Genomic DNA, 20,348 nt, shown 5'->3' with positions numbered 1-20,348 from the left:
TTTACGGAGTTGTTGTAGAGTAGTTCGAACTGGCTGTACAGTTCCGCGATGTTGTTGCGGGTGGTTGTTCCCGTGTCGAGGATCTTGTACCTGAGCCTCCTGAATATGCACAGGATGTTTCTTGTACGCTGCGATGTGGGATTGGTGATTTCGTCCGACTCGTCGAAGACAAGGCACAGCTTGCCGGAAGTGCGTTTCACGAAACGCATCAGTCCTCTTTTCAGTTTCCGGAGCATGGAGGTGGAGACGACAAGGAATGTCCCTTCCGGTATGTTGTTGAGGTCGCCGGCGGTCTGTATTGTACGGAAGCGTTCCTTGTTTATGGTAAGGAACGGTATCCAGGTCATGTTGGTGGCGATGGCCGGGGCAAGTATGATGACGTTCTTTGCCTTTCTGAACTTGAGCAGGTATTTCGCCCTGTGATAGACGGCGGCGGTCTTGCCTGAACCCTGCTGCCAGTTCAGCAGGGCGTAGCGTTTCTGCAACACGAGGTTCAGGTCGTGTTTCTGCAAGTCCGTGAATTCGCAGACTTCACCGTCCTTGTTGATGAATGTGGTGCGGTCCAGGTATTCCTTCAGGCCGGCATCTTCCCGCATTTCCGCAAACTGGAGATTCTGGGTCTCGTATTGCCTCTGTTTGCGCCGTATCAGTTTACTGGCGGCACGGATCTGCCGCATGTTCTTTTCTGTGACGTTTTCCGGCATCGGGAGTTCGGCCCTTCCGAGTATGAGGTCGTTGATGCCTGCGGCCTTGTGCGTGACCTTGTCAAGCAGACGCGGGGCATATTGCTTCAGCTTGAAGCCGTAGGATGTCTTCACCAATGCCACTTCCTTGCGCGGCACCACGTTCTGCGAGGTGATGTACCTGCGGATGATGCCGAGAACCTTGCCGGTGGTCAGCTTCTTGCGTTCCCATTCCTTTATCTGTTCCCGGGTGGCATTTTCCGGCGGTTTCTGGTTGCGGAATTTGGACACCAGCGCCTCCGCCTTTTCGACATGCCTGTTCAGCACGGCATGGGCTTTCAGCTCGTACATGTATTTGGCGAGCCTGTACTCGAACTGTTCCAGCTCTTCTTTGTCTATATGGTTGCACTCCCGCATCAGCTGGAGGCGCAGCCGGTGTTTCATTTTCCGCACTTCGGCTATGCGTTTCTTCAGCTCATCCATGCTGACAAACTCTTCCGCGTTGTAGGGCTGCATTTCAATATGGAGGGAACGGCGGAGGAATACCATGATTTTTGTTGCAAAATTCTGCACGCCCACCGTAGAGAAGGCTGAATGTTCCAGCCTGGTCTGGCCGATGAAGGAGAAATTCGAGTTGATTTTCGCCACGCGTGTCTTTTCCCAGAACTCGTTCTGCATGAAGGAGAGAGGGACGATGACCATCAGGATTCCGGCAGGGTTGAGCACGTCATAGGCCTTGTCCATGTAGAATTCCTGCGACAGCCTGTAATCAAATTTCAGGTTGAAGGGCGGATTTCCGACAATGATGTCGAAACGCTGTTCGGGATTGTACAGCTGTATGTCGCATTTCTCGATATGAGCTTCCGGGTAGAGGTATCTGGCAACGGCCACCGCCTTGCCGTCAATGTCGAATCCGTAGGCATTGTGCAGGTTGGGCAGATGGTTGAAGAAGTTGCCCATGCCGCAGCACATGTCAAGTACCATTTCCGCCGATGTCGGAGAAAGGGTCTCCACCATGCTCCGGCATATGTCGTGCGGGGTGAAGAACTGTCCCATCTCGAATTCCTTCTTGGCCTCGGCGTATTCATGGTAGCTGGTGAAATCCGACTGCCTGAGGTTGTGCAGTCCTCCGATTCCCGTGTAGCAGTTGTAGATGCTTTCCTTCGGAACGAGGTCCTTGCCGGAGTCTATGGCGAAAAGGATTTTCTCGTTGATCTCGGCACGCCTGTCCTGGNTGTTCCCGGGTGGCATTTTCCGGCGGTTTCTGGTTGCGGAATTTGGACACCAGCGCCTCCGCCTTTTCGACATGCCTGTTCAGCACGGCATGGGCTTTCAGCTCGTACATGTATTTGGCGAGCCTGTACTCGAACTGTTCCAGCTCTTCTTTGTCTATATGGTTGCACTCCCGCATCAGCTGGAGGCGCAGCCGGTGTTTCATTTTCCGCACTTCGGCTATGCGTTTCTTCAGCTCATCCATGCTGACAAACTCTTCCGCGTTGTAGGGCTGCATTTCAATATGGAGGGAACGGCGGAGGAATACCATGATTTTTGTTGCGAAATTCTGTACGCCCACCGTAGAGAAGGCTGAATGTTCCAGCCTGGTCTGGCCGATGAAGGAGAAATTCGAGTTGATTTTCGCCACGCGTGTCTTTTCCCAGAACTCGTTCTGCATGAAGGAGAGAGGGACGATGACCATCAGGATTCCGGCAGGGTTGAGCACGTCATAGGCCTTGTCCATGTAGAATTCCTGCGACAGCCTGTAATCAAATTTCAGGTTGAAGGGCGGATTTCCGACAATGATGTCGAAACGCTGTTCGGGATTGTACAGCTGTATGTCGCATTTCTCGATATGAGCTTCCGGGTAGAGGTATCTGGCAACGGCCACCGCCTTGCCGTCAATGTCGAATCCGTAGGCATTGTGCAGGTTGGGCAGATGGTTGAAGAAGTTGCCCATGCCGCAGCACATGTCAAGTACCATTTCCGCCGATGTCGGAGAAAGGGTCTCCACCATGCTCCGGCATATGTCGTGCGGGGTGAAGAACTGTCCCATCTCGAATTCCTTCTTGGCCTCGGCGTATTCATGGTAGCTGGTGAAATCCGACTGCCTGAGGTTGTGCAGTCCTCCGATTCCCGTGTAGCAGTTGTAGATGCTTTCCTTCGGAACGAGGTCCTTGCCGGAGTCTATGGCGAAAAGGATTTTCTCGTTGATCTCGGCACGCCTGTCCTGGGGAATCTGTTGGGGTATGATGGCATACATGTCTTTTCTTTTTTAATGGTTGGAAACGAAGACACCCCGCAAGGATGTCTTACGGGGTGTCTGAATAAGTATTTCATGAATCACTCTTCTCTGAGTGTGATTTCATCCAGCCGCAGCCTTCTGTAGCAGTTCTCTGCGGCCTGGCTGTCCTTGAAGCNCCGTTGGCCATATCCACGTCCTGCTGTGTCAGCCAGTGTTCATGATCGTACAGAATGTTCAGTGGTTTGAGTGTTTCCACCGTGTACTTGTTCTTTGTTGCCTGTAACATAACATTTGATTTTTTGTTAGTCCGGCTTCTGGGGCCGGAGTTCCCATAACTACAGGCCTAAAAAGGTCGTGTTCCGTACATGCAAGGCTTCGGGAAAAAATACCGCAAGCCCTCCGGGGCGAGGATGATTTTTTCCACGAACCCGAAGGGCTTGGCCTTGCTTGTACGGGAAGAACACGAATTACCTTTGCCTGTGGTTATGGGGACTCGGCTACGGTATGCTTGTTTTTCCCGATATGTTTTTATTCCGTAAGATTGCAGCCGTTTATATGGCCTTTTCAGAAAGAAATGTTATCTTTGCAGGTGAGATAAAGAGTTATTTGAAAGCATGAGAAATATGGCGGTTCGGAACAGTCCGGCTTTTTCTTATCCATTGCCCGTTCTCGTGCGAGTTTTATCCAATCTGTTGATAGTCAAATAAAACCTACCTGATTACAACAAATATAGGAAAAGGTGAGGGCAGAAGCAAATGAAAATGTAATTTTCAATTTGATTCTGCCGCATTGCATCCTGGCTTGCCGTATGGCGCGCGGACGGTTAGAATAACTTACAATCTGTCCGTGCTTCGGACTTCCCTTGAAAAACGGCCCGAAAGTGGGTTTCAATCCTACGGCCCCTATGTTTAAAACATAAGGGCCGAATGTTTCAAACATTCCCCCCTTTGGTTTGAAACCTGCTGAGAGGAGGCTCCAATGGCTCTCTGAAAGAATTTGGAACCGGGAGAAACGATGCGGTTAGATTATTTGACAAGTATAATGCTTCTTACAAGGAAGCCTGCCAGAAGTACCGGTCGTCGTTGACGGAGAAGTTCCTTGGGCGCCGTTGGCTGCTGTCGCAGCCGGTGGGTTGCAGGAAGATGTAGTTGATGGGGTTCTCCCGGTCGCTTTCCGTATTGAAGCCGTAGCGCGTCCAGCTTTCCAGGTAGAACAGGTTCTTGGCCATGTACTCGTACAGATACTCTTCCGTCGTGGCCTTCTTTTCATTGTTCCAGTTGGCCTCTTCGTTCACCCGGACGGGCTGGCCGCTCCTGAGGCGTGCGCGCACTTCCTGTATGCTCAGCAGGTTGCCTTGGTCGTCGGTCACCCAGGCATTGTTTGTGGGGTCTATCCAGAGCCACTTGCCGAGGGTGGACGAGTAGACGGCGTTGATGACGTGGCAGTCGTTGATGTACGTCTTCGGCATGCAGGTGATGACACGCGACGGGATGCCCATCGACAGGTAGCACTCGTTCAGCACCGTGGCCAGTCCGCGGCAGTTCAGGCCCCGGCTGCTGTCCTTGCAGGCTTCGGCAAAGTTGATGGAGTTGTATCCGCCCGTCGGATTGCCGTTCTGCCCGTCGTGGCGTATCTTGTTGTGGATATAGGTCAGGATGCGTTTGATGGTGCCCAGTTCGTCGCCCGCCACGGCCACGCTGTCCAGCCGGAAATAGTCACGGACGCGCTTCAGGTCGGGCTCGTCGGCCTGCGCATAGACAATCCGGGGCAGGCTGTCGGCTGGCTGCGTGCGGGTGTATTCCGGTGCATTTTGCAGGATATAGAGGTAATCGGTGGTCTCTTTCAGTCGCTGCAGGGCAGGTTGCAGCTCGGCCGCGTCCAGAATGCCTTTCAGGTCTTCCTCGTGGGTTATCTTGCTGTAGCTCACTTCCATCTTTCCGCTGTCCAGCGCCTTGAGCAGGTTGCTGGCGGCTTCTTGCTTTTTCCCTTGTTTCGCCTGGACGCAGGCCATGTTGTAGTAGCTGGAGTATTTGAAGTAGGCATAGCCCTCGGCCAGTTGCGCCGCGTGTGCGTCGTAGAAGTCGATAATCTTCCGGCAGATAGCTTCGGCGGCCGGATAGTCCTTTCCGGTATATGCGTCGAGGAGCTGCGCGTTCAGCGAGTCGACGACGGCCATGAACTTCCGCTCGGCATCGGTTTGCGCCGACAGGCTTGTGAAGCATACCAAACTTAAGAGTAAGATCAGCAGGTGTCCTTTCAGTCTTTTCATTGTGCGTTCTGTTTAAAAGGGGGTTGTCAATAGGTTGTTCGGGCTGCAAATATAGGATTTATTCTTCAACAATCCACCCCTCTATCCCCCGGATTGCATTGCTGAAGTTGACACCAATCTTATAGAGGGTTCTGCTGTCGGAGATGAAGGGGGCGGCGTAGCCTTTCTCGTTGATTTGGCGGATGGCTTCTTCGGCAGTGCCGTCCAGCTTGAACTCCATGACGTAGATGTATCGGTCGGTCTTCACCACCATGTCTATGCGGCCGTTGGACGTGCGGTATTCCGCCCGGGTGTAGAATCCCAGCAGCTTGAAGACAATGAAGAGCACGTTCTGGTAGTGCCGTTCCAAGTCGTGCGCCAGCTCGTAGGGCGTGTCGGCAAAGAAGCTCTGGAGGCGCCGCATGAAGGCGTCGATGTTGCCGCTTCGGACTTCCCGGACGAAGCTGCTTATCTCGAAAGAGGGGTTGCCCGAAGAAAGAGACGCATAGTTGGGCAACAGGAACTTGGTGAAACCTTCTTCCACTTCCTTGTTGGGGAGGCCCAGTTCATAGGTTCTGAATTCTTTGTCGAACCCCTTGATGGTGAGGTAGCCGCTCTGGTAGAGGATGGGGACGGGGTTGGTCTCCATCGTGTCGATGCCGCCCAGCGAGTCGGCGGTGGCCATCTCCTCGGTCAGGCGGTGCAGGTCGTACTTGCTGCGCTGGAGCAGCTCCACGAGGAAGGTGGGCGTGCCTGTCTCGAACCAGTAGCTGCCGAACTTCATTTCGGCCAGCGTGTTGAGCAGGCTGAACGGGTTGTAGATGTCTTCCGTATGTTCGGCAAAGTGGTAGCCGTCGTACCATTCTTTCAGTGTCTGTCTGGCTTCGGTTTCGTTCATTCCGTTGGCCTCGGCCAGAAGCCTGATGTCTTCCTCCAGATTGCGGTAGAGTTCGTTCTCTGTAATGCCGCAGATGTTGGCAAAACGGTTGGACAGAGAAATGTCCATCAGGTTGTTCAGGTCGCTGAACACGCTGACTTTGCTGAACTTCGTCACACCCGTCAGCAGGGCGAAGCGCAGGTACTTGTCGCAGCTTTTCAGTACGCCGTAGAAGGCTTTCAGCGTGTTTCGGTAGTCGGTGAGCAGCGGTTCGTTGCCGATGGCCTGGAGCATGGGCTTGTCGTACTCGTCCACCAGTACGACGACGTTTCGTCCGGTGGTACGGCAGGCCTTCTCGATCAGCCAGGCAAAACGCTCTTCGGGAGCACGGTCTTTCTTCTCGTCGCCGTAGATGGCCTCCCAGCTTTCCAGGTGCTGGTTCAGGATGGCGTTCAGTGAAGAAGCGTCCACATATTTCCGGGCATTCAGGTCGAGGTGCAGCACGGGGTACGTCGTCCAGTCCTTTTCCAGTCCTTCCATGGCCAGTCCCTTGAACAGTTCCTTCTTCCCCAGGAAGTAGGCTTCCAGCGTAGAGATGAGCAGGCTCTTGCCGAAGCGGCGCGGACGGCTCAGGAAATAATATTTGCCAGTCTTTACCAGTTGATAGATCAAGGCGGTCTTGTCAACATAGCAATAGCCTCCCCGTCGTATCTCTTCAAAACTCTGTATGCCTACCGGATAAATCTTGCTCATGGTTTCTCTGTGATAAGTTATTGTTTTTACAAAAGTACCAATTTCATAGGAATTTTTCCAATAAAGAGTTCTTGAAATCCTTTTCTCTATATCGGTGGAAATAATAGTCCGTCAGGAAACATGCATTGTTGTGCAGCAGAGCTTTTCCATGCTGCTGACCATGCAGACTGTTGATACAGGCGTCAGGCAATAGCCCTTTGTCCTGCAACAGACAACTCAATTCGTAGGGGATGACGTCCGGGTTGACAAAGAAAAGGAAGGCTTGTGCTTCGGCTTCCTCCCGGTTGTAAGCCGGATTGTCTGGCGAGCAGATGCATTCTGTCAGTTCCAACTGTATATGAAGTCCTGTTTGCGGAGTGGCCATCAGAAGAGCACCGGATTTTCCGATTTCCGGGAAGGTCATTCCTGTTCTTATCTGATATCCCATTTTCTCTCTGAAGAAAATTTCGAGTTCTTTCTTGTTGCGACAATAAACGAATGGCTTGCCGCCGCTGGCCTGCACAAAATGTTCGAAGGCTTTCCGGTTGTGTATGGGATTCATCTTATGGTCTTGCTCTTGCAATATGTCGTCCCATTGTGGAGTTTTGTCGTTGACAAGCATGGCACCGTTCTGCCACCAGGTTTCTCCGTATCGGACGAGCATACAGCTGACGATGGATTGTTCGGGTTTCAAGTCGTGTGTTTGGTTGAGGTTAAGCGACTCTTTGTCGACGGCGAATGTCTTTTTTTCGCCACACAAACTTTGGAGGTAGATGCAGGAATCGTCTTCTTCTATATAAAGGTAATGATTGTCTGCAAGGCTTTCAACCGTTTCCCACGGACCGGCTTTGCAGCCATTCCGCTTCCAGATGCGTGCCAGCCATTCGGATGAAGTCAGTGAGAGCAGGTTCTTCCGGCTTCTGAACGGCAGGGCCACCTGTTGGGCGTAGCACAAAATGTCCAGCTGTTCAATGTCATCGATGGTATTGCTTGCTTGGACTTCTTCAATCGCGTCATAGAGTTGGTCCTGATTACCTGCCGTGAAGTAACATTGGTAGTGAAACCATTCCAAGCTTTTTCTGTAGACCAGAAAGTCTTTGGGACCAAGCTCCGGCGCATGGAAATATGTCTGCATCCGTTTGTTTTCGGGAGCAGTCTCATATTCTTTGGACAGCAGGGCGTAGATTTGTTCGGCAGCCATTCGGATACCCGGATTTTCAGGATTGATGACACGATCGCCTTCGTATTGCCGTTGCAGGATGTGCCACAGTATGAATCGGACATCCTCCATGTTGATTTCATCGGATATGTAGTCTGTTCCTATGGGGTAGAAAGGGAGACGTGCGCCGTAACGCTTTTGGCATTCTTCGGTAAACGTTTCCCAAATATGGGTTTGCGAAATGATGTCCTCAAACCAGGCTGACAGGATGAGAGACATGTTGGCGTAGCCGTCTTCATCTTCGTTTACTCCTATGGTATGCAATATCCGATTAATCTGATTGGCAATGCCGGTATAATATTGGTCAACATCATCGGTCTGCTTATACGGATGGTAGTTTAACCAGTGCTTGGGATATAATTTCTGAATTTTCATATTGTGGATTTTCTGTGTAATTAGTTTATTCTTCAACAATCCACCTCTCTATCCCCCGGATTGCGTTGCTGAAGTTGACACCAATCTTATAGAGGGTTCTGCCGTCGGAGGTAAAGGGGGCGGCGTAGCCTTTCTCGTTGATTTGGCGGATGGCTTCTTCGGCAGTGCCGTCCAGCTTGAACTCCATGACGTAGATGTATCGGTCGGTCTTCACCACCATGTCTATGCGGCCGTTGGACGTGCGGTATTCCGCCCGGGTGTAGAATCCCAGCAGCTTGAAGACAATGAAGAGCACGTTCTGGTAGTGCCGTTCCAAGTCGCGCGCCAGCTCGTAGGGCGTGTCGGCAAAGAAGCTCTGGAGGCGGCGCATGAAGGCGTCGATGTTGCCGCCTCGGACTTCCCGGACGAAGCTGCTTATCTCGAAAGAGGGGTTGCCCGAAGAAAGAGACGCATAGTTGGGCAACAGGAACTTGGTGAAACCTTCTTCCACTTCCTTGTTGGGAAAGCCCAGTTCGTAGGTTCTGAATTCTTTGTCGAACCCCTTGATGGTGAGGTAGCCACTCTGGTAGAGGATGGGGACGGGGTTGGTCTCCATCGTATCGATGCCGCCCAGCGAGTCGGCGGTGGCCATCTCCTCGGTCAGGCGGTGCAGGTCGTACTTGCTGCGCTGGAGCAGCTCCACGAGGAAGGTGGGCGTGCCTGTCTCGAACCAGTAGCTGCCGAACTTCATTTCGGCCAGCGTATTGAGCAGGCTGAACGGGTTGTAGATGTCTTCCGTATTTTCGGCAAAGTGATAGCCGTCGTACCATTCTTTCAGTGTCTGTCTGGCTTCGGTTTCGTTCATTCCGTTGGCCTCGGCCAGAAGCCGGATGTCCTCTTCCAGATCGCGGTGAAGCTCATTTTCTGTAATGCCGCAAATATTGGCAAAACGGTTGGACAGAGAAATGTCCATCAGGTTGTTCAGGTCGCTGAACACGCTGACCTTGCTGAACTTCGTCACACCCGTCAGCAGGGCGAAACGCAGGTACTTGTCATTTGACTTCAGGGCGCCGTAGAAGGCTTTCAGCGTGTTGCGGTAGTCGGTGAGCAGCGGTTCGTTGCCGATGGCCTGGAGCATGGGCTTGTCGTATTCGTCTACCAGTACCACCACTTTCTGCCCCGCTTTCTCTGCCGCACGGCGGATGATGCCGTTGAAGCGGCGGGCCACTCCGATTTCGCTCTCCGAGGCGCCGTAGAGGCTTTCCCAATAGTTCAGGTTCTCTTCCAGAACATTGTTCAGTGCCTCGGGCGTATCATATTTCTGTGTGTTCAGGTCGAGGTGCAGTACGGGGTGCGTCGTCCAGTCCTTTTCCAGTCCTTCCATGGCCAGTCCCTTGAAGAGTTCCTTCTTTCCCAGGAAGTAGGCTTCCAGCGTAGAGATGAGCAGGCTCTTGCCGAAGCGGCGCGGACGGCTCAGGAAATAATATTTGCCTGTTTTTACTAATTGATAAATCAGGTCGGTTTTGTCAACGTAACAATAGCCGCCTTCACGTATTTCTTCAAAACTCTGTATGCCTACCGGATAAATCTTGCTCATGACTTCTCTGTGATAAATGGTCGTTTTTGCAAAAATAGTGAAAGGTGAGAGCAGAGACAAACGAAAAGCAAAGTTTTTCAGTTTGACTCTGCCGAGCCGCATCCTGTTTTATCCAAAAACAGTAAAAGGAAGGAACAACGCGACGTGTTTGTAGAGGCTTTTTGTTGGCAGGCGGCCGATGGCGGCCTTTTTCTTGAGGCGGTTTGCACGGACAGAGCGGATTAATCCTTATTTTTGCCGACAGAAGCCCCGCCCGATGAACGAACGGGGCGTGATGGTTGTTATGGAAACATTATGATACTCTATTTTTCAGCAACAGGAAACAGCCGCTATGTGGCGGCCTTGCTGGCCCGGGAGTTGGACGGCCAGCCGGTGATGGATATGGGCCCGTACCTGAGGCCGGGAGCGGAACGGCTGACGGTGACGTTGGCCGGGGGCGAGCCGTTGGTCTTCGTCTTCCCCGTGCATTCGTGGGGATTGCCGAAGTATCTGGCGGACGTGCTGGCGTCGATGGACGTGCAGGGGTATGTGCCCGGGCAGAACTACGTCGGCCTGCTGGCAACCTGCGGCGACGATGCGGGCCGCACCTATCGCTTGTGGAGCCGGGCCGTGGCACGGACCGGTCTGCAGGCCGATGCCGGCTTCACGGTATTCATGCCCAACACGTATGTCCTCTTCCCCGGCTTCGATGTGGACCGCGCCGAGGTGCGCGACCGCAAGCTGGCTGCCGCTCCGGCCGCCGTCCGGCAGGTGGCGGAGCAAATCAGGGCAGGGGTGCGGGGCGACTTTACCTGGCAGGGCAGTGTGCCGGGGCTGAAGACCGGCGTGGTCTATCCGCTCTTCGTCCGCTTCATGACGTCGGACAAGGCGTTCCGTGCCGACGCGGATGCCTGCATCGGTTGCGGGCGTTGCGTGGAGGCCTGTCCCGTGGGCAACATCACGCTGACGGCTGTACACCCCCAGCGTGAGGGCAAACACATGCCCGTCTGGCACGGCCGGTGTCTTAACTGCCTGGCCTGTTACCACTACTGCCCCACGCACGCCATCGCTTATGGCTCGAAAACCCGGGGCAAGGGCAGCTATACCTGTCCCCGTAAATAAGGGCATGCGGACTTTGTTCGTTCTGCCTTCCTGACACGGTGTTTCGTGACCCTCTGACGCAGTGCTTCGTCAGGGTGTCAGGAAGTGCTTCGTGAGGGGGTGACGAAGCACTGCGTCACACCCTCATGCCGTGCTTCGTGGGAGGGCGGTGAGGCTTAGTCTTCCAGACAGACGCCGACCCCCTTCAGCGACTTGAGCGTGACGGCGGGGTCTTGGGAGAGGTATTTGCGGAGTTTGGTGATGAAGACGTCCAGGCTGCGCGAGGAGTAGAAGTCGGCCGTTTCCCATACGGCGGTCAGGAGGTCGTCGCGCCGGACCACCTGTCCTTTCCGGCGGCAGAGCATTTCGAGTATTTGCGCTTCTTTGGGCGTCAGTGCCTGGCGATCCGTGCCGTGGCAGAGCTGGTGCTGCGAGGGCAGGAAGCGGTAGCTGCCGATGGCATATCCTTCTTCCGCGGTAGCTTCTTCGGCTTGCGGGGCGGGCGTACTCTGTTTGATTTTCAGCACGGCCTGGATGTGGGCATCCAGCTCTTCGGGCAGGAAAGGCTTCTTGATGTAGAAGTCCGCGCCCGACTGGTAGCCGTTGATGACGTCGCGCGCCGTCGTCAGTCCCGTGATGAAGATGATGGCCAGCCGGGGATGGTGTCGGCGGATGTGCTGCACCATGGTCATGCCGTCCATGACCGGCATCTCTACGTCGGACACAATCACGTCGAACTCCTTTTGCTCCAGCAGTTCCAGCCCTTCCCGGCCGTTGGGGGCGGTGGTCACTTCGTAACCGCCTATCATCTGCTCCAGGCTGCTCTTCAGGATGAAGCAGAGGTTCTTGTCGTCTTCTACCAGCAATACTCGTATCATAGTTTCTCGTTTGGAACGGGCAGCGTCAGCGTGAATTCGCTGAACTTGCCCTCTATACTGTTTACCGAAACGCTTCCGCCCATGGCCGTGATGACTTTGTAGACAAAGTTCAGACCCAGGCCGAAGCCGGACACTTTCTTCTCCTTTTTGTATTCCAGCCCGCCGCGGTCGAACTTCTCGAAGATGTGCTTCTGCTGTTTCAGCGGGATGCCCCAGCCGTTGTCCCACACCCGGATGAGGATGTGGCGGTTCTGCTCTTCGGCAGAGAGGCGGATGGTGACACGTTCGTCGGAATACTTCAGCGAATTGTCTATCAGGTTGCCGAGGGCTTCCTTCAGGTATTCGGCATCGGCCGTCACCAGGAGGGAGTCGGGACAATGGGTTTCAAGGGTCACCTCCTTGTCGGTCTTGACGCGGTACTTCTGCGTCAGCTCGTCGAACAGGGCGGGGAGGCTGACCGGTTCCTGCGCCAGCTTCAGGCGCGACTGCTCCAGCTTGGCGATGGTCAGAATCTTTTCGGACAGGCCGAGCAGGTGGGCGCTCTCTTCGTGCAGGATGGCGAAGTACTGCTTCTTCAGTTCGGGGTTCCGGTCCAGCAGGCCGCTTTCCAGTGTATGCCCGGTCATGGAGATGGTGGTGATAGGCGTCTTCATGTCGTGGATCATGGCGTAGGTGAAGTCCTGCCGCAGGCGGGCTATCCGGTTCTGGCGGATGATGATGCGTACCTGATAGACGATGCATCCGGCCACGAAGACCAGCAGCAGGGCGGTGGCCACGAGCAGGACGCTCATCTGCCGGATGGCAATCCAGTAAGGGTTCAGGATGGTGGCCCGCACGGCTTGCGTATGTGCTCTGTTCAGGTAGACGGGATCGGTCTGGAGTGTCTTGAACGGATGGTGCCAGGCAGAAGCGTCCTCTTCCTGAAGGGGAATGCCCAGGGAGTCGACCAGCTGGCATTTCACCTGGGCCTGATACCCTTCTTGCGCCAGACGGGCTGCGAAGATGGAGTCGGCCAGCGGCAGGGAGATGGACGAGTGATAGATGGAGTCGGCGTAATCGTTGGTAAGTACCGTCAGATACTCGAACAGCGTCTGGTCGATTTCCTGTTGATAGTCGAAATTCGTAGAGAAGCTGAGGGTGATGTCCTCGCCTTGGGTGTCGCTTAGCCGGTCGAGACGCGCCTTGGCCTCGTCCACAACGGCCTGCGGGAACAGGCGGTTGCCGACTTGCAACAGTTCCGCCTCTATCAGCCGATAGGTGTGGACCAGCCACGAGCCTTGGATGGCCACAATGACAATCAGACTCAGAAAGGTGACTATTTTGATGTATTTGCCGGGCATAGGTGTCTCGATTTGTCGGCAAAGATATAACAATCTCTTAACAATCGGGCGTTTTCTAACAATAATATAAGGAAAGCATAACGAGGCCATAACCTGCATTCTGCCATAAAGGCCGTTACTTTGCGGCATGAAAACAAAAAGAATGAATGCTTTATGAAACAGATTGTAATTCTGACAATAAGTTTGATGGTGGCAGCCACCCGACTGGCGGCGCAGGAGGTAAAAGGACGTGTGGCGGATAAGGACCGGCAGCCGATAGAGGGTGCGACGGTAGTGATGCAGACACCGGACTCCGTGTTTGTCGACGGTGTGACCACTGATTCATTGGGATGCTTTGTGTTCCATCGGACGTTGAAGCGGTATCGCCTGATTTTCCAGCACCTGCTCTACAAGAGTGTGGTGAAGGACTATGACGCGGCAGGCGATGTCGGCACGGTGACCATGGACGAACAGGGAGCCTATGCTTTGGATGAAGTGGTGGTCAGGGCCGAACGCCCCCTGGTGAAGGCCGAGAACGGCGCCCTGACCTACGACGTGGAAGCCCTGGCCGAAAAGACGACGGCAAGCAACGCTTACGAAGTCCTGACCCGCCTGCCCGGAGTCTTGGAGCAGGGCGGAAGCCTGAGTCTGATCGGAGCGGGTGGTGTGACGGTGATACTGAACGGTCGCCCGTCGTCCATGTCGGGCGAACAACTGGCCAATCTGCTGAAGAGTACGCCTGTGAGCAGCGTGGAGAAGGCGGAAGTGATGTACAGCGCACCGGCCAAATACCGTGTACGGGGGGCAGTCATCAACCTGGTGCTGAAGAATCGGAAGTCCGAGGAACCTTTCCTGCGTGGGGAAGTTGGAGCCGGGTTCACGCAAGCCCACTATGCGCAGGGCAACGGACGCATGAGCCTTTCTTTCGGAGGGCGGAAGGTGACGGCAGATGTGCTCTATGCGGCCGACTATACCAGACGGAGGACGGGCTACGATTTCATCTCCCACCATATGCTGGACGGCGTGGTACACGAGGTGGAGCAATACAACACCGGCTTGAGGAGAAATCTGACCCATAACATCCGTACCTCTTTGGATTATCAAATAACGGAAAACGATCATTTGAATATGGCCTATACGGCAGCCGTCACTCCCAACATCAAAACGGTTGAAAACTCGACGGGCACCTTGTCGGAGTCGTCCAACGTCCGCAAGGGAGACGAACAGATGCACAACTTCAACCTCGACTATACGGCACGTTGGGGGATGAATGTCGGGCTGGATTATACCTGTTATTCCTATCCGAGCGTACAGGAGTTCAGCAATCGGGCAGGTCGTGTTGAGCAGGAGTTTTTGGCTGATAGTCGCCAGCGCATCAACCGCTGGAATGTCTATGCAGGCCAGACGCATGTCCTGCCCCAGGATTGGAGCCTGAACTACGGCATCAACTTTTCTTTTGCCAACGAGAAAAGTTTCCAGTTCTATCACTCTCAGGAAGGAGAAGACATGTCGTCACTGAACTCGGATACGGAACTGGACGAACGGACTTACAACTTCTATGCCGGACTGGAGAAAGCCTTTGGCGAGCGTCTGTCGTTCTCTCTGTCCGTAGCCGGGGAATATTATCGCCTGGCCGGTTACGACCGCTGGGCTGTCTATCCCTCCCTGCAGTTGAACTATGTGCCGTCGGCTTCGCACATCTTCCAATTCTCTTTTTCATCAGACAAGGCTTATCCCAACTATTGGAGCATGCAGGACGCCACGAGTTATCTCAACGGCTATGCCAAAGTGGTGGGAAATCCCGCCCTTCGCCCCTCGACAGACTATACCGCCGACCTGACTTACATTCTGAAAAGCAAATACATCTTCAGCCTGTACTATACCCATGTAAAGGACCTGTTCGACCAGTTGGCCTATCAAAGTCCCGACGAACTGACGATGATTTATCAGACGGTGAATTACGACTACGAACAGAACTTCGGCCTTTCGGTGATACTGCCCTTCACGGTCGGCAACGTGTGGAACTCCCGCCTCACGCTGGACGGCTCCTATTTCAGGGATGTCTGTCGGGACTATCACGCCATCGGTTTCGACAACCGCGTTTGGAGAGGAGTCGTGATGCTGAACAATACCTTCCGTCTGTCCTCCAAGCCTGCCATCAGTCTGGAGCTGAACGGCCTGTATGTCAGCCCCTCCGTTCAGGGGAATTATGATTTGTCCTCCATCTGGAAAGTCGATGCTGGACTGAAATGGACTTCTGCCGACAAGAAAACCGAAGTCCGGCTGACGGGCAACGACCTGTTCAACAGCGCGATGCCCGATGCCCGTGTGAACGACAGGGGGCAGCGGTTCGAGATAAGCCAGCACGCGGACAGCCGTTTCTTCTCCCTGTCCTTTACCTATAAATTCGGAGGTTACAAGGCAAAGGAGCACAAAGAAGTGGATACGTCGCGCTTCGGTTATTGAGCCGGTCGGGAGTAACCGTTTCTTTTCCCAGCTTAAAGCAGTCGTTTGCCCAGCTTAAAGCAATGCTTTTCCCTGCTTAAACGGCTGCTTTCTCCAGCTTAAACGATTGCTTTGTCCAGCTTAAAGAAAGGGATTGATCCTTGATCCGTTGTAGATTTATTGTAGGATCATAAAGAAAAAGGAGTCAAGTCAACGACTTAACTCCTTCATTTTCACCAGTCGGGGTGACTGGATTCGAACCAGCGACCACACGCCCCCCAGACGCGTACTCTAAAGCGTAATAATCTTTGATTATCAGTATTGTAGGATTCTCTTTTACTATTGGTTGACTTTATGGTTGACTTTGTAGCCAACAACCAAGAATGAATTAATAATAAAGTTAATAATCTCATTGTGGTTTAAAACCACATTACAAATATAATAATTCCGCTTCACACAGACAATAGAATTGCAATATTTGATGCTTGGGGTATGAATCCGATAATCCCTTTATAAAGCAAGAAATATCTTACATTTGTACCCGCATAAAAAACAGCATAAGAGTTCTCTCAAATGCCGTTTTGTTTTTCTAAATATGATTAGCATGATTTTAAGCGTAGATAGACCGTGCTGTTTGGTATTTTTCCTGATTGGGTAAGAACAAATAATGTGTCTCGGACATGTACATTATGTAACTTGCGTTACTTTGATTTAGAGTTATCTCTAAATTCCTCCAACTTTAATCATTCTACAATGATAGCTTCTTCAACATCATCAGATAAGAGATTATATCTGACATCCTCTGTCGATTCAGCTACGTAGCCTGTAAGGTCTATATTCATAGCTTCCTTTTGCTTACGGTCATATTCATCCCGTAAAGTATCTAAAGTTTCTTCGTCAGGTATTGTTATAATCTTCGGATTTAATGGAAGTGTTTCCTTCCCGATTATATCCAACAAATGATTAATATAACTTAACCTACGAAAGATTGGATTTATTGATAGGTTAGAGTTGGTCGCCTTGCAAATGTATGCAGCTATGGCAGTATTGACATCATAAATGATGAAATATGATTTAGCCAATTCATTCAGCGAGGTAACTTTCTCAAAGTCCAACTTAAATGAAGTGTCCTCCATTCTATTTACGGTAACTTTTACAAACTCAACCTTAGTTAAGTTTTCAATATTATCGCATATAGCATCAAACGCCTTAGAATATATAACCCTACAAAATAAGAGTCCCTCTACTAAGTGTTTAACAATCTCTTCATTAGAGATTTTAGACACCTGATTTGATGCAATAATAAAGGAGTTAGTTCTATCGAACATTCTCCTTGAACTTTCGTTTTTTCTCATAATCTTTTTAATTAATTGTTTAATTATCTATTTAGATTATGATATGTGCCTATCAACAGACCACGATTCCACCTCTTAACTGTTCTCACAACTCGTATGAATATTGTTATATGGACTTGTAACGTTTAAAAATGCTCTTATGCACAATCAAGCGTTTGCTGCTAATGGTCTAATAATTCAATGTACACTAAACCAAAGAACACATTATTTGTACTGCAAAGGTAGTAAAGATTAACTTACGATGAAAGAAAAACAGCATAAGAGTTTCCTCAAATGCTGCTTCCTTATCTAATGAATTAATATAACTTATTGTTTACGCTTATAAATTACTATATCACTATGTCCGTTATCATTAATGTATAGTTCTTCTTCTGTTATCTTAACTACTGTATAAATAGTATTCTCTTCTCCCCAATCAGTTGTATAGTAGGTAACAAACATATATCTGTTAGGGAAGTATTCAAATGTACCATTTTGAGTATAACTCTCATTCTGCTCTGTATAGGTGTTGTCTTTGTTAAAAGTAAGTGTTTCACCCTCTGCTTCACCTGTTCCCTGCCAAGTACCAATCAATAAATCCAATGTATTATCAGGTTCTTGTTGGATTATTTCATTTGTAACCTCATCTCCACAGGAAACAAATCCCATGCTTAATGCAACCAATAAAGAGGCTGCTAATAATCTATTTAATTTCATATCTGTATTATCCTAAGAATTTTGAAAGAAATCTATCCACTTTATTTGAGCTACTATAAACTTTGTGCAAATGTAGTTGCCGTTTATCATCCACCACAAACAGTTTCTCATCTAATGGTTGGATTAATAGCTTCATAATCATTACTATCAAACTTGAAGTGCTTATATTTTCTCTTAAACTCTATTGTAAACATGACGCATCTATTTATTCAGTATATCCAAGTACTTTCTTAATGAGTTTTGTAGCTCATTATTGTTATATGATTTAGCTATTTCATTCCAAACTTTGTAATCCCATTCCCATTCGTTGCTGCGATGTGCGAGATATGTATCTCCACCGCCCAACCATGTAGTATGTGATTGCGCTTTAGCCTGTGCCTGTGCGTGGGTATCCCATTGGCTTGATAATTTGTGGTAAGCATCTTTGGCTTGGTTGTACAAGTCTGTAAGTCCTAAAGCGTTAGCAAATGCTGCAACAGCGGCTAATGCAGACAGTCTGCCTGAAAGTTCCGTTGGCGGCGTAATAAAATGAGTTGTATGAGTAACTTTCATTGTTATAAAAGTTATGTGCCTACCTGTTCCCTACGATAAGCTGTTAAAATAAAAAGGTGTGGGAACACTATTTGTTTTATCTCGCTAACTGGCTTCTCGCATTGCCTTTGGTACGGATAAAACAATAGCGACCCACACCAAAGGGTATATAGAAACCTTACAGACATAAGGTAAGTATATATCCAAGTGTGGGTGCTATTGCTATCATCTTCGTACCGTTTCAAATTTTGCGAGAATTTGTTAGCGGAAGATAATTTCAATAACACCTTTCGTTAATAATATGTCCTTTCGGCTTCCCAACTCAATGGGTTGCTGAAATTGGTTGCAAAGATAACGAAAGGTATTGAATAAGTATCGTCATATTGGAATAAATCCTGTTCTACATGCTCCAAAGCATATATACTGGTATAAAATGGGCTATATTTACACCTTGACTTTATAAATTGGGGCAGGTATCAAAATGATAAATCCCCTTATAAAGACAGAATTTCTCAATTTGTTACCTACCCTTATTTATAGACTTCAAGTATTCCTAAGCTTCAAATTCCTAATATTAGAGGCTCAAACAGTCATAAGTCTGCAAGATTTCCTCCTGCTGAATGTCTTTCTCACACCTTATTATATATGGTATTGCTTAAAATGGTCTGTTACCATATTTGTAATCTAATATGGAGTTGCACACCCTGTCGTAAAAGGAGAATCCGCAACCTGTATAGAAGTAGCTTAGATATATTGCTTGGTATTTACGTTGCAATTCTTGGTTGTTTCTAAGCATATTATCCAATTTGTCTAAGGAATGCTTCAATGCTTGTACCACCTTTATATATCTAAGGTTGTTATCAACCTCTCCCAAACGGCTTTCTAAATCTCTAATATGTCCTATAAGTTTATCTATCTGTTTATCCATAATTATAAATTTTAGAAGTTAGTAGAAATAAAGAAAGGACAACTAACTGAATAGCTGCCCTTTCCTCTCTCAATCAATAAGCCCATTTAATCAATGAACCATTTGTAACGCTCATCCCCATGTAAAGCTGCATTGATTCCTAAAGCCATTTCAGTGGCATTTAAAGAACGGTCTAAGAATGAATCAATGTATGAACTTTTATTTGCACCCGTGAGCAAATTATAAAATTTCCACATATTAAGTTCACTTCCAAAGCTGCCAAAGTTCTCGTCATTGATGTATGCTTTGGCTACGCTGTTAATCTGCGTATCAGTAAGCAACATTCTTGGCAATGCCTTTTGATAGCCTGTCGGTAAGCATTGGTAAAGCCGCATCTTGCCTAATATCTGTGCGAATTGATGTTCACTCATGGAAGTGTCGCCTAATTGCTGCATCAGATAAAGATGCTTGGCTGGGTTATAGTTCCCAAACAGTTCCAACGCTGCACGGTATAGTTCTGTGGTGTTGCTTGCCCTCAAATCATCCCTGTAACCGTCCGTAAAGATGCACATGTTACAACAAACGGTATTTTTAAATCCAAGTGCAAGACGGAACAATTCAGGGACTTTCTTGCTATAAAGATTCATCTGATTGTAAGCTCTCACACCTACGATAGATAAGTTCAGCTTGTTCCCTCCAATAGTTTCATAAATGGTTGGAATGTCAATGCTGAAAGCCGCCCTTTCATAGTAGATAGTCTTGTCAGATTCCAAAAGTTGGTTGGCTGGCTTATGGATAGCTTCAGGGATTCTGCCTTTAATGATGTGACTTACACGAATGTCTGCCTGTCCTACGGTTTCACCGCTAAAGAAAGACTGTGCCGCTTCCTGTATGGTTTCCACAAATGCGGCATGGTTAATGGTCAGTTCATTGTCTTTGGCGAACACGGGAGTAATGCAGTCATGTTTCAAATGATGCAAGGTCACTTCCTGCGTGTTGGCTTCAATGAAATGGTTGGCAGGTCTTACAGGTTCGTCCATGATAATGGTAGCTTCTTCTGCAAATTCACCCAAATTCATTCTCTCACGCTTGTTTGCCATAGCTGGCATGATAACTAAATTTCTCATAATGATAAATTGTTTAAATGATTATTGATTGATTTAACTTTGGAATTGGCAAAGCCCATAC

At 49.9% G+C, this 20,348-nt stretch carries 14 protein-coding genes and 2 pseudogenes; 2 read left to right on the top strand and 14 right to left on the bottom strand.

Translation table 11 applies throughout. The features are described 5' to 3' along the window. The 7 genes and pseudogenes from BQ7483_RS01245 to BQ7483_RS01210 all read right to left on the bottom strand — a co-directional run. On the bottom strand, positions 1–1,934 hold a 1,934-nt coding region (locus BQ7483_RS01245), incomplete at its 3' end, for an N-6 DNA methylase (RefSeq protein WP_139247489.1). Further along, positions 1,921–2,940 (bottom strand): annotated as a pseudogene (locus BQ7483_RS17960) (N-6 DNA methylase); the annotation flags it as partial. The pseudogene BQ7483_RS17960 and the gene BQ7483_RS01245, both read right to left, overlap by 14 nt. A gap of 160 nt (positions 2,941–3,100) precedes the next feature. Then, positions 3,101–3,208 (bottom strand): annotated as a pseudogene (locus BQ7483_RS18355) (DUF4121 family protein); the annotation flags it as partial. Positions 3,209–3,970: 762 nt separating this feature from the next. Next, positions 3,971–5,191 carry a transglutaminase-like domain-containing protein gene (locus BQ7483_RS17955; RefSeq protein WP_072544548.1) on the bottom strand — a complete coding sequence of 407 codons (1,221 nt, stop codon included), beginning with the start codon at positions 5,189–5,191 and terminating at the stop codon, positions 3,971–3,973. 58 nt (positions 5,192–5,249) lie between these two features. Then, positions 5,250–6,800: an ATP-binding protein gene (locus BQ7483_RS01220; protein WP_072544547.1), complete on the bottom strand. Its 1,551-nt coding sequence runs from the start codon at positions 6,798–6,800 to the stop codon at positions 5,250–5,252. Positions 6,801–6,843: 43 nt separating this feature from the next. Beyond that, positions 6,844–8,373 carry a DUF3843 family protein gene (locus BQ7483_RS01215; protein WP_235847281.1) on the bottom strand — a complete coding sequence of 510 codons (1,530 nt, stop codon included), beginning with the start codon at positions 8,371–8,373 and terminating at the stop codon, positions 6,844–6,846. Positions 8,374–8,398: 25 nt separating this feature from the next. After that, positions 8,399–9,949, bottom strand: coding sequence for an ATP-binding protein (locus BQ7483_RS01210; RefSeq protein WP_072544546.1), 1,551 nt, complete (start codon positions 9,947–9,949; stop codon positions 8,399–8,401). Positions 9,950–10,243: 294 nt separating this feature from the next. Between BQ7483_RS01210 and BQ7483_RS01205 the strand changes: the two genes are divergently transcribed. Beyond that, the gene (locus BQ7483_RS01205) at positions 10,244–11,050 is read left to right on the top strand and encodes an EFR1 family ferrodoxin (RefSeq protein ID WP_072544545.1); all 807 of its coding nucleotides are present in this window, start codon (positions 10,244–10,246) and stop codon (positions 11,048–11,050) included. Between the two features lie 155 nt (positions 11,051–11,205). Here BQ7483_RS01205 and BQ7483_RS01200 read toward each other — a convergent pair whose 3' ends face one another. Further along, the gene (locus tag BQ7483_RS01200; RefSeq protein WP_072544544.1) at positions 11,206–11,907 is read right to left on the bottom strand and encodes a response regulator transcription factor; all 702 of its coding nucleotides are present in this window, start codon (positions 11,905–11,907) and stop codon (positions 11,206–11,208) included. Beyond that, complete coding sequence (locus BQ7483_RS01195; protein ID WP_072544543.1) at positions 11,904–13,247, bottom strand: sensor histidine kinase; 1,344 nt, start codon at positions 13,245–13,247, stop codon at positions 11,904–11,906. Before BQ7483_RS01195 ends, BQ7483_RS01200 begins: the two co-directional genes overlap by 4 nt. A gap of 153 nt (positions 13,248–13,400) precedes the next feature. Here BQ7483_RS01195 and BQ7483_RS01190 point away from each other — a divergent pair, with 153 nt between their 5' ends. Further along, positions 13,401–15,692 (top strand): TonB-dependent receptor domain-containing protein, encoded by a 2,292-nt coding sequence (locus tag BQ7483_RS01190; RefSeq protein WP_072544542.1) that lies wholly within the window; start codon positions 13,401–13,403, stop codon positions 15,690–15,692. A 722-nt stretch (positions 15,693–16,414) separates the two neighbouring features. Here the strand turns inward: BQ7483_RS01190 and BQ7483_RS01185 are convergent. The 5 genes from BQ7483_RS01185 to BQ7483_RS01160 form a co-directional block, all read right to left on the bottom strand. Further along, a complete protein-coding gene (locus BQ7483_RS01185; protein ID WP_139247488.1) occupies positions 16,415–17,026 on the bottom strand; it encodes a hypothetical protein in 612 nt (203 codons plus the stop codon). Positions 17,027–17,332: 306 nt separating this feature from the next. Next, positions 17,333–17,722: a hypothetical protein gene (locus tag BQ7483_RS01180; RefSeq protein WP_072544540.1), complete on the bottom strand. Its 390-nt coding sequence runs from the start codon at positions 17,720–17,722 to the stop codon at positions 17,333–17,335. A 201-nt stretch (positions 17,723–17,923) separates the two neighbouring features. Next, on the bottom strand, positions 17,924–18,274 hold the full coding sequence (locus tag BQ7483_RS01175; protein WP_072544539.1) for a hypothetical protein: 351 nt from the start codon (positions 18,272–18,274) through the stop codon (positions 17,924–17,926). 634 nt (positions 18,275–18,908) lie between these two features. Beyond that, on the bottom strand, positions 18,909–19,181 hold the full coding sequence (locus BQ7483_RS01165) for a hypothetical protein (RefSeq protein ID WP_072544538.1): 273 nt from the start codon (positions 19,179–19,181) through the stop codon (positions 18,909–18,911). Between the two features lie 86 nt (positions 19,182–19,267). Next, positions 19,268–20,287 (bottom strand): DUF3871 family protein, encoded by a 1,020-nt coding sequence (locus BQ7483_RS01160; RefSeq protein ID WP_072544537.1) that lies wholly within the window; start codon positions 20,285–20,287, stop codon positions 19,268–19,270. Positions 20,288–20,348: the final 61 nt, after the last annotated feature.

This window comes from Mediterranea massiliensis (assembly GCF_900128475.1).
Taxonomy (GTDB): Bacteria; Bacteroidota; Bacteroidia; order Bacteroidales; family Bacteroidaceae; genus Bacteroides; species Bacteroides massiliensis_E.
This window is presented reverse-complemented; position numbering and strand designations above follow the sequence as displayed.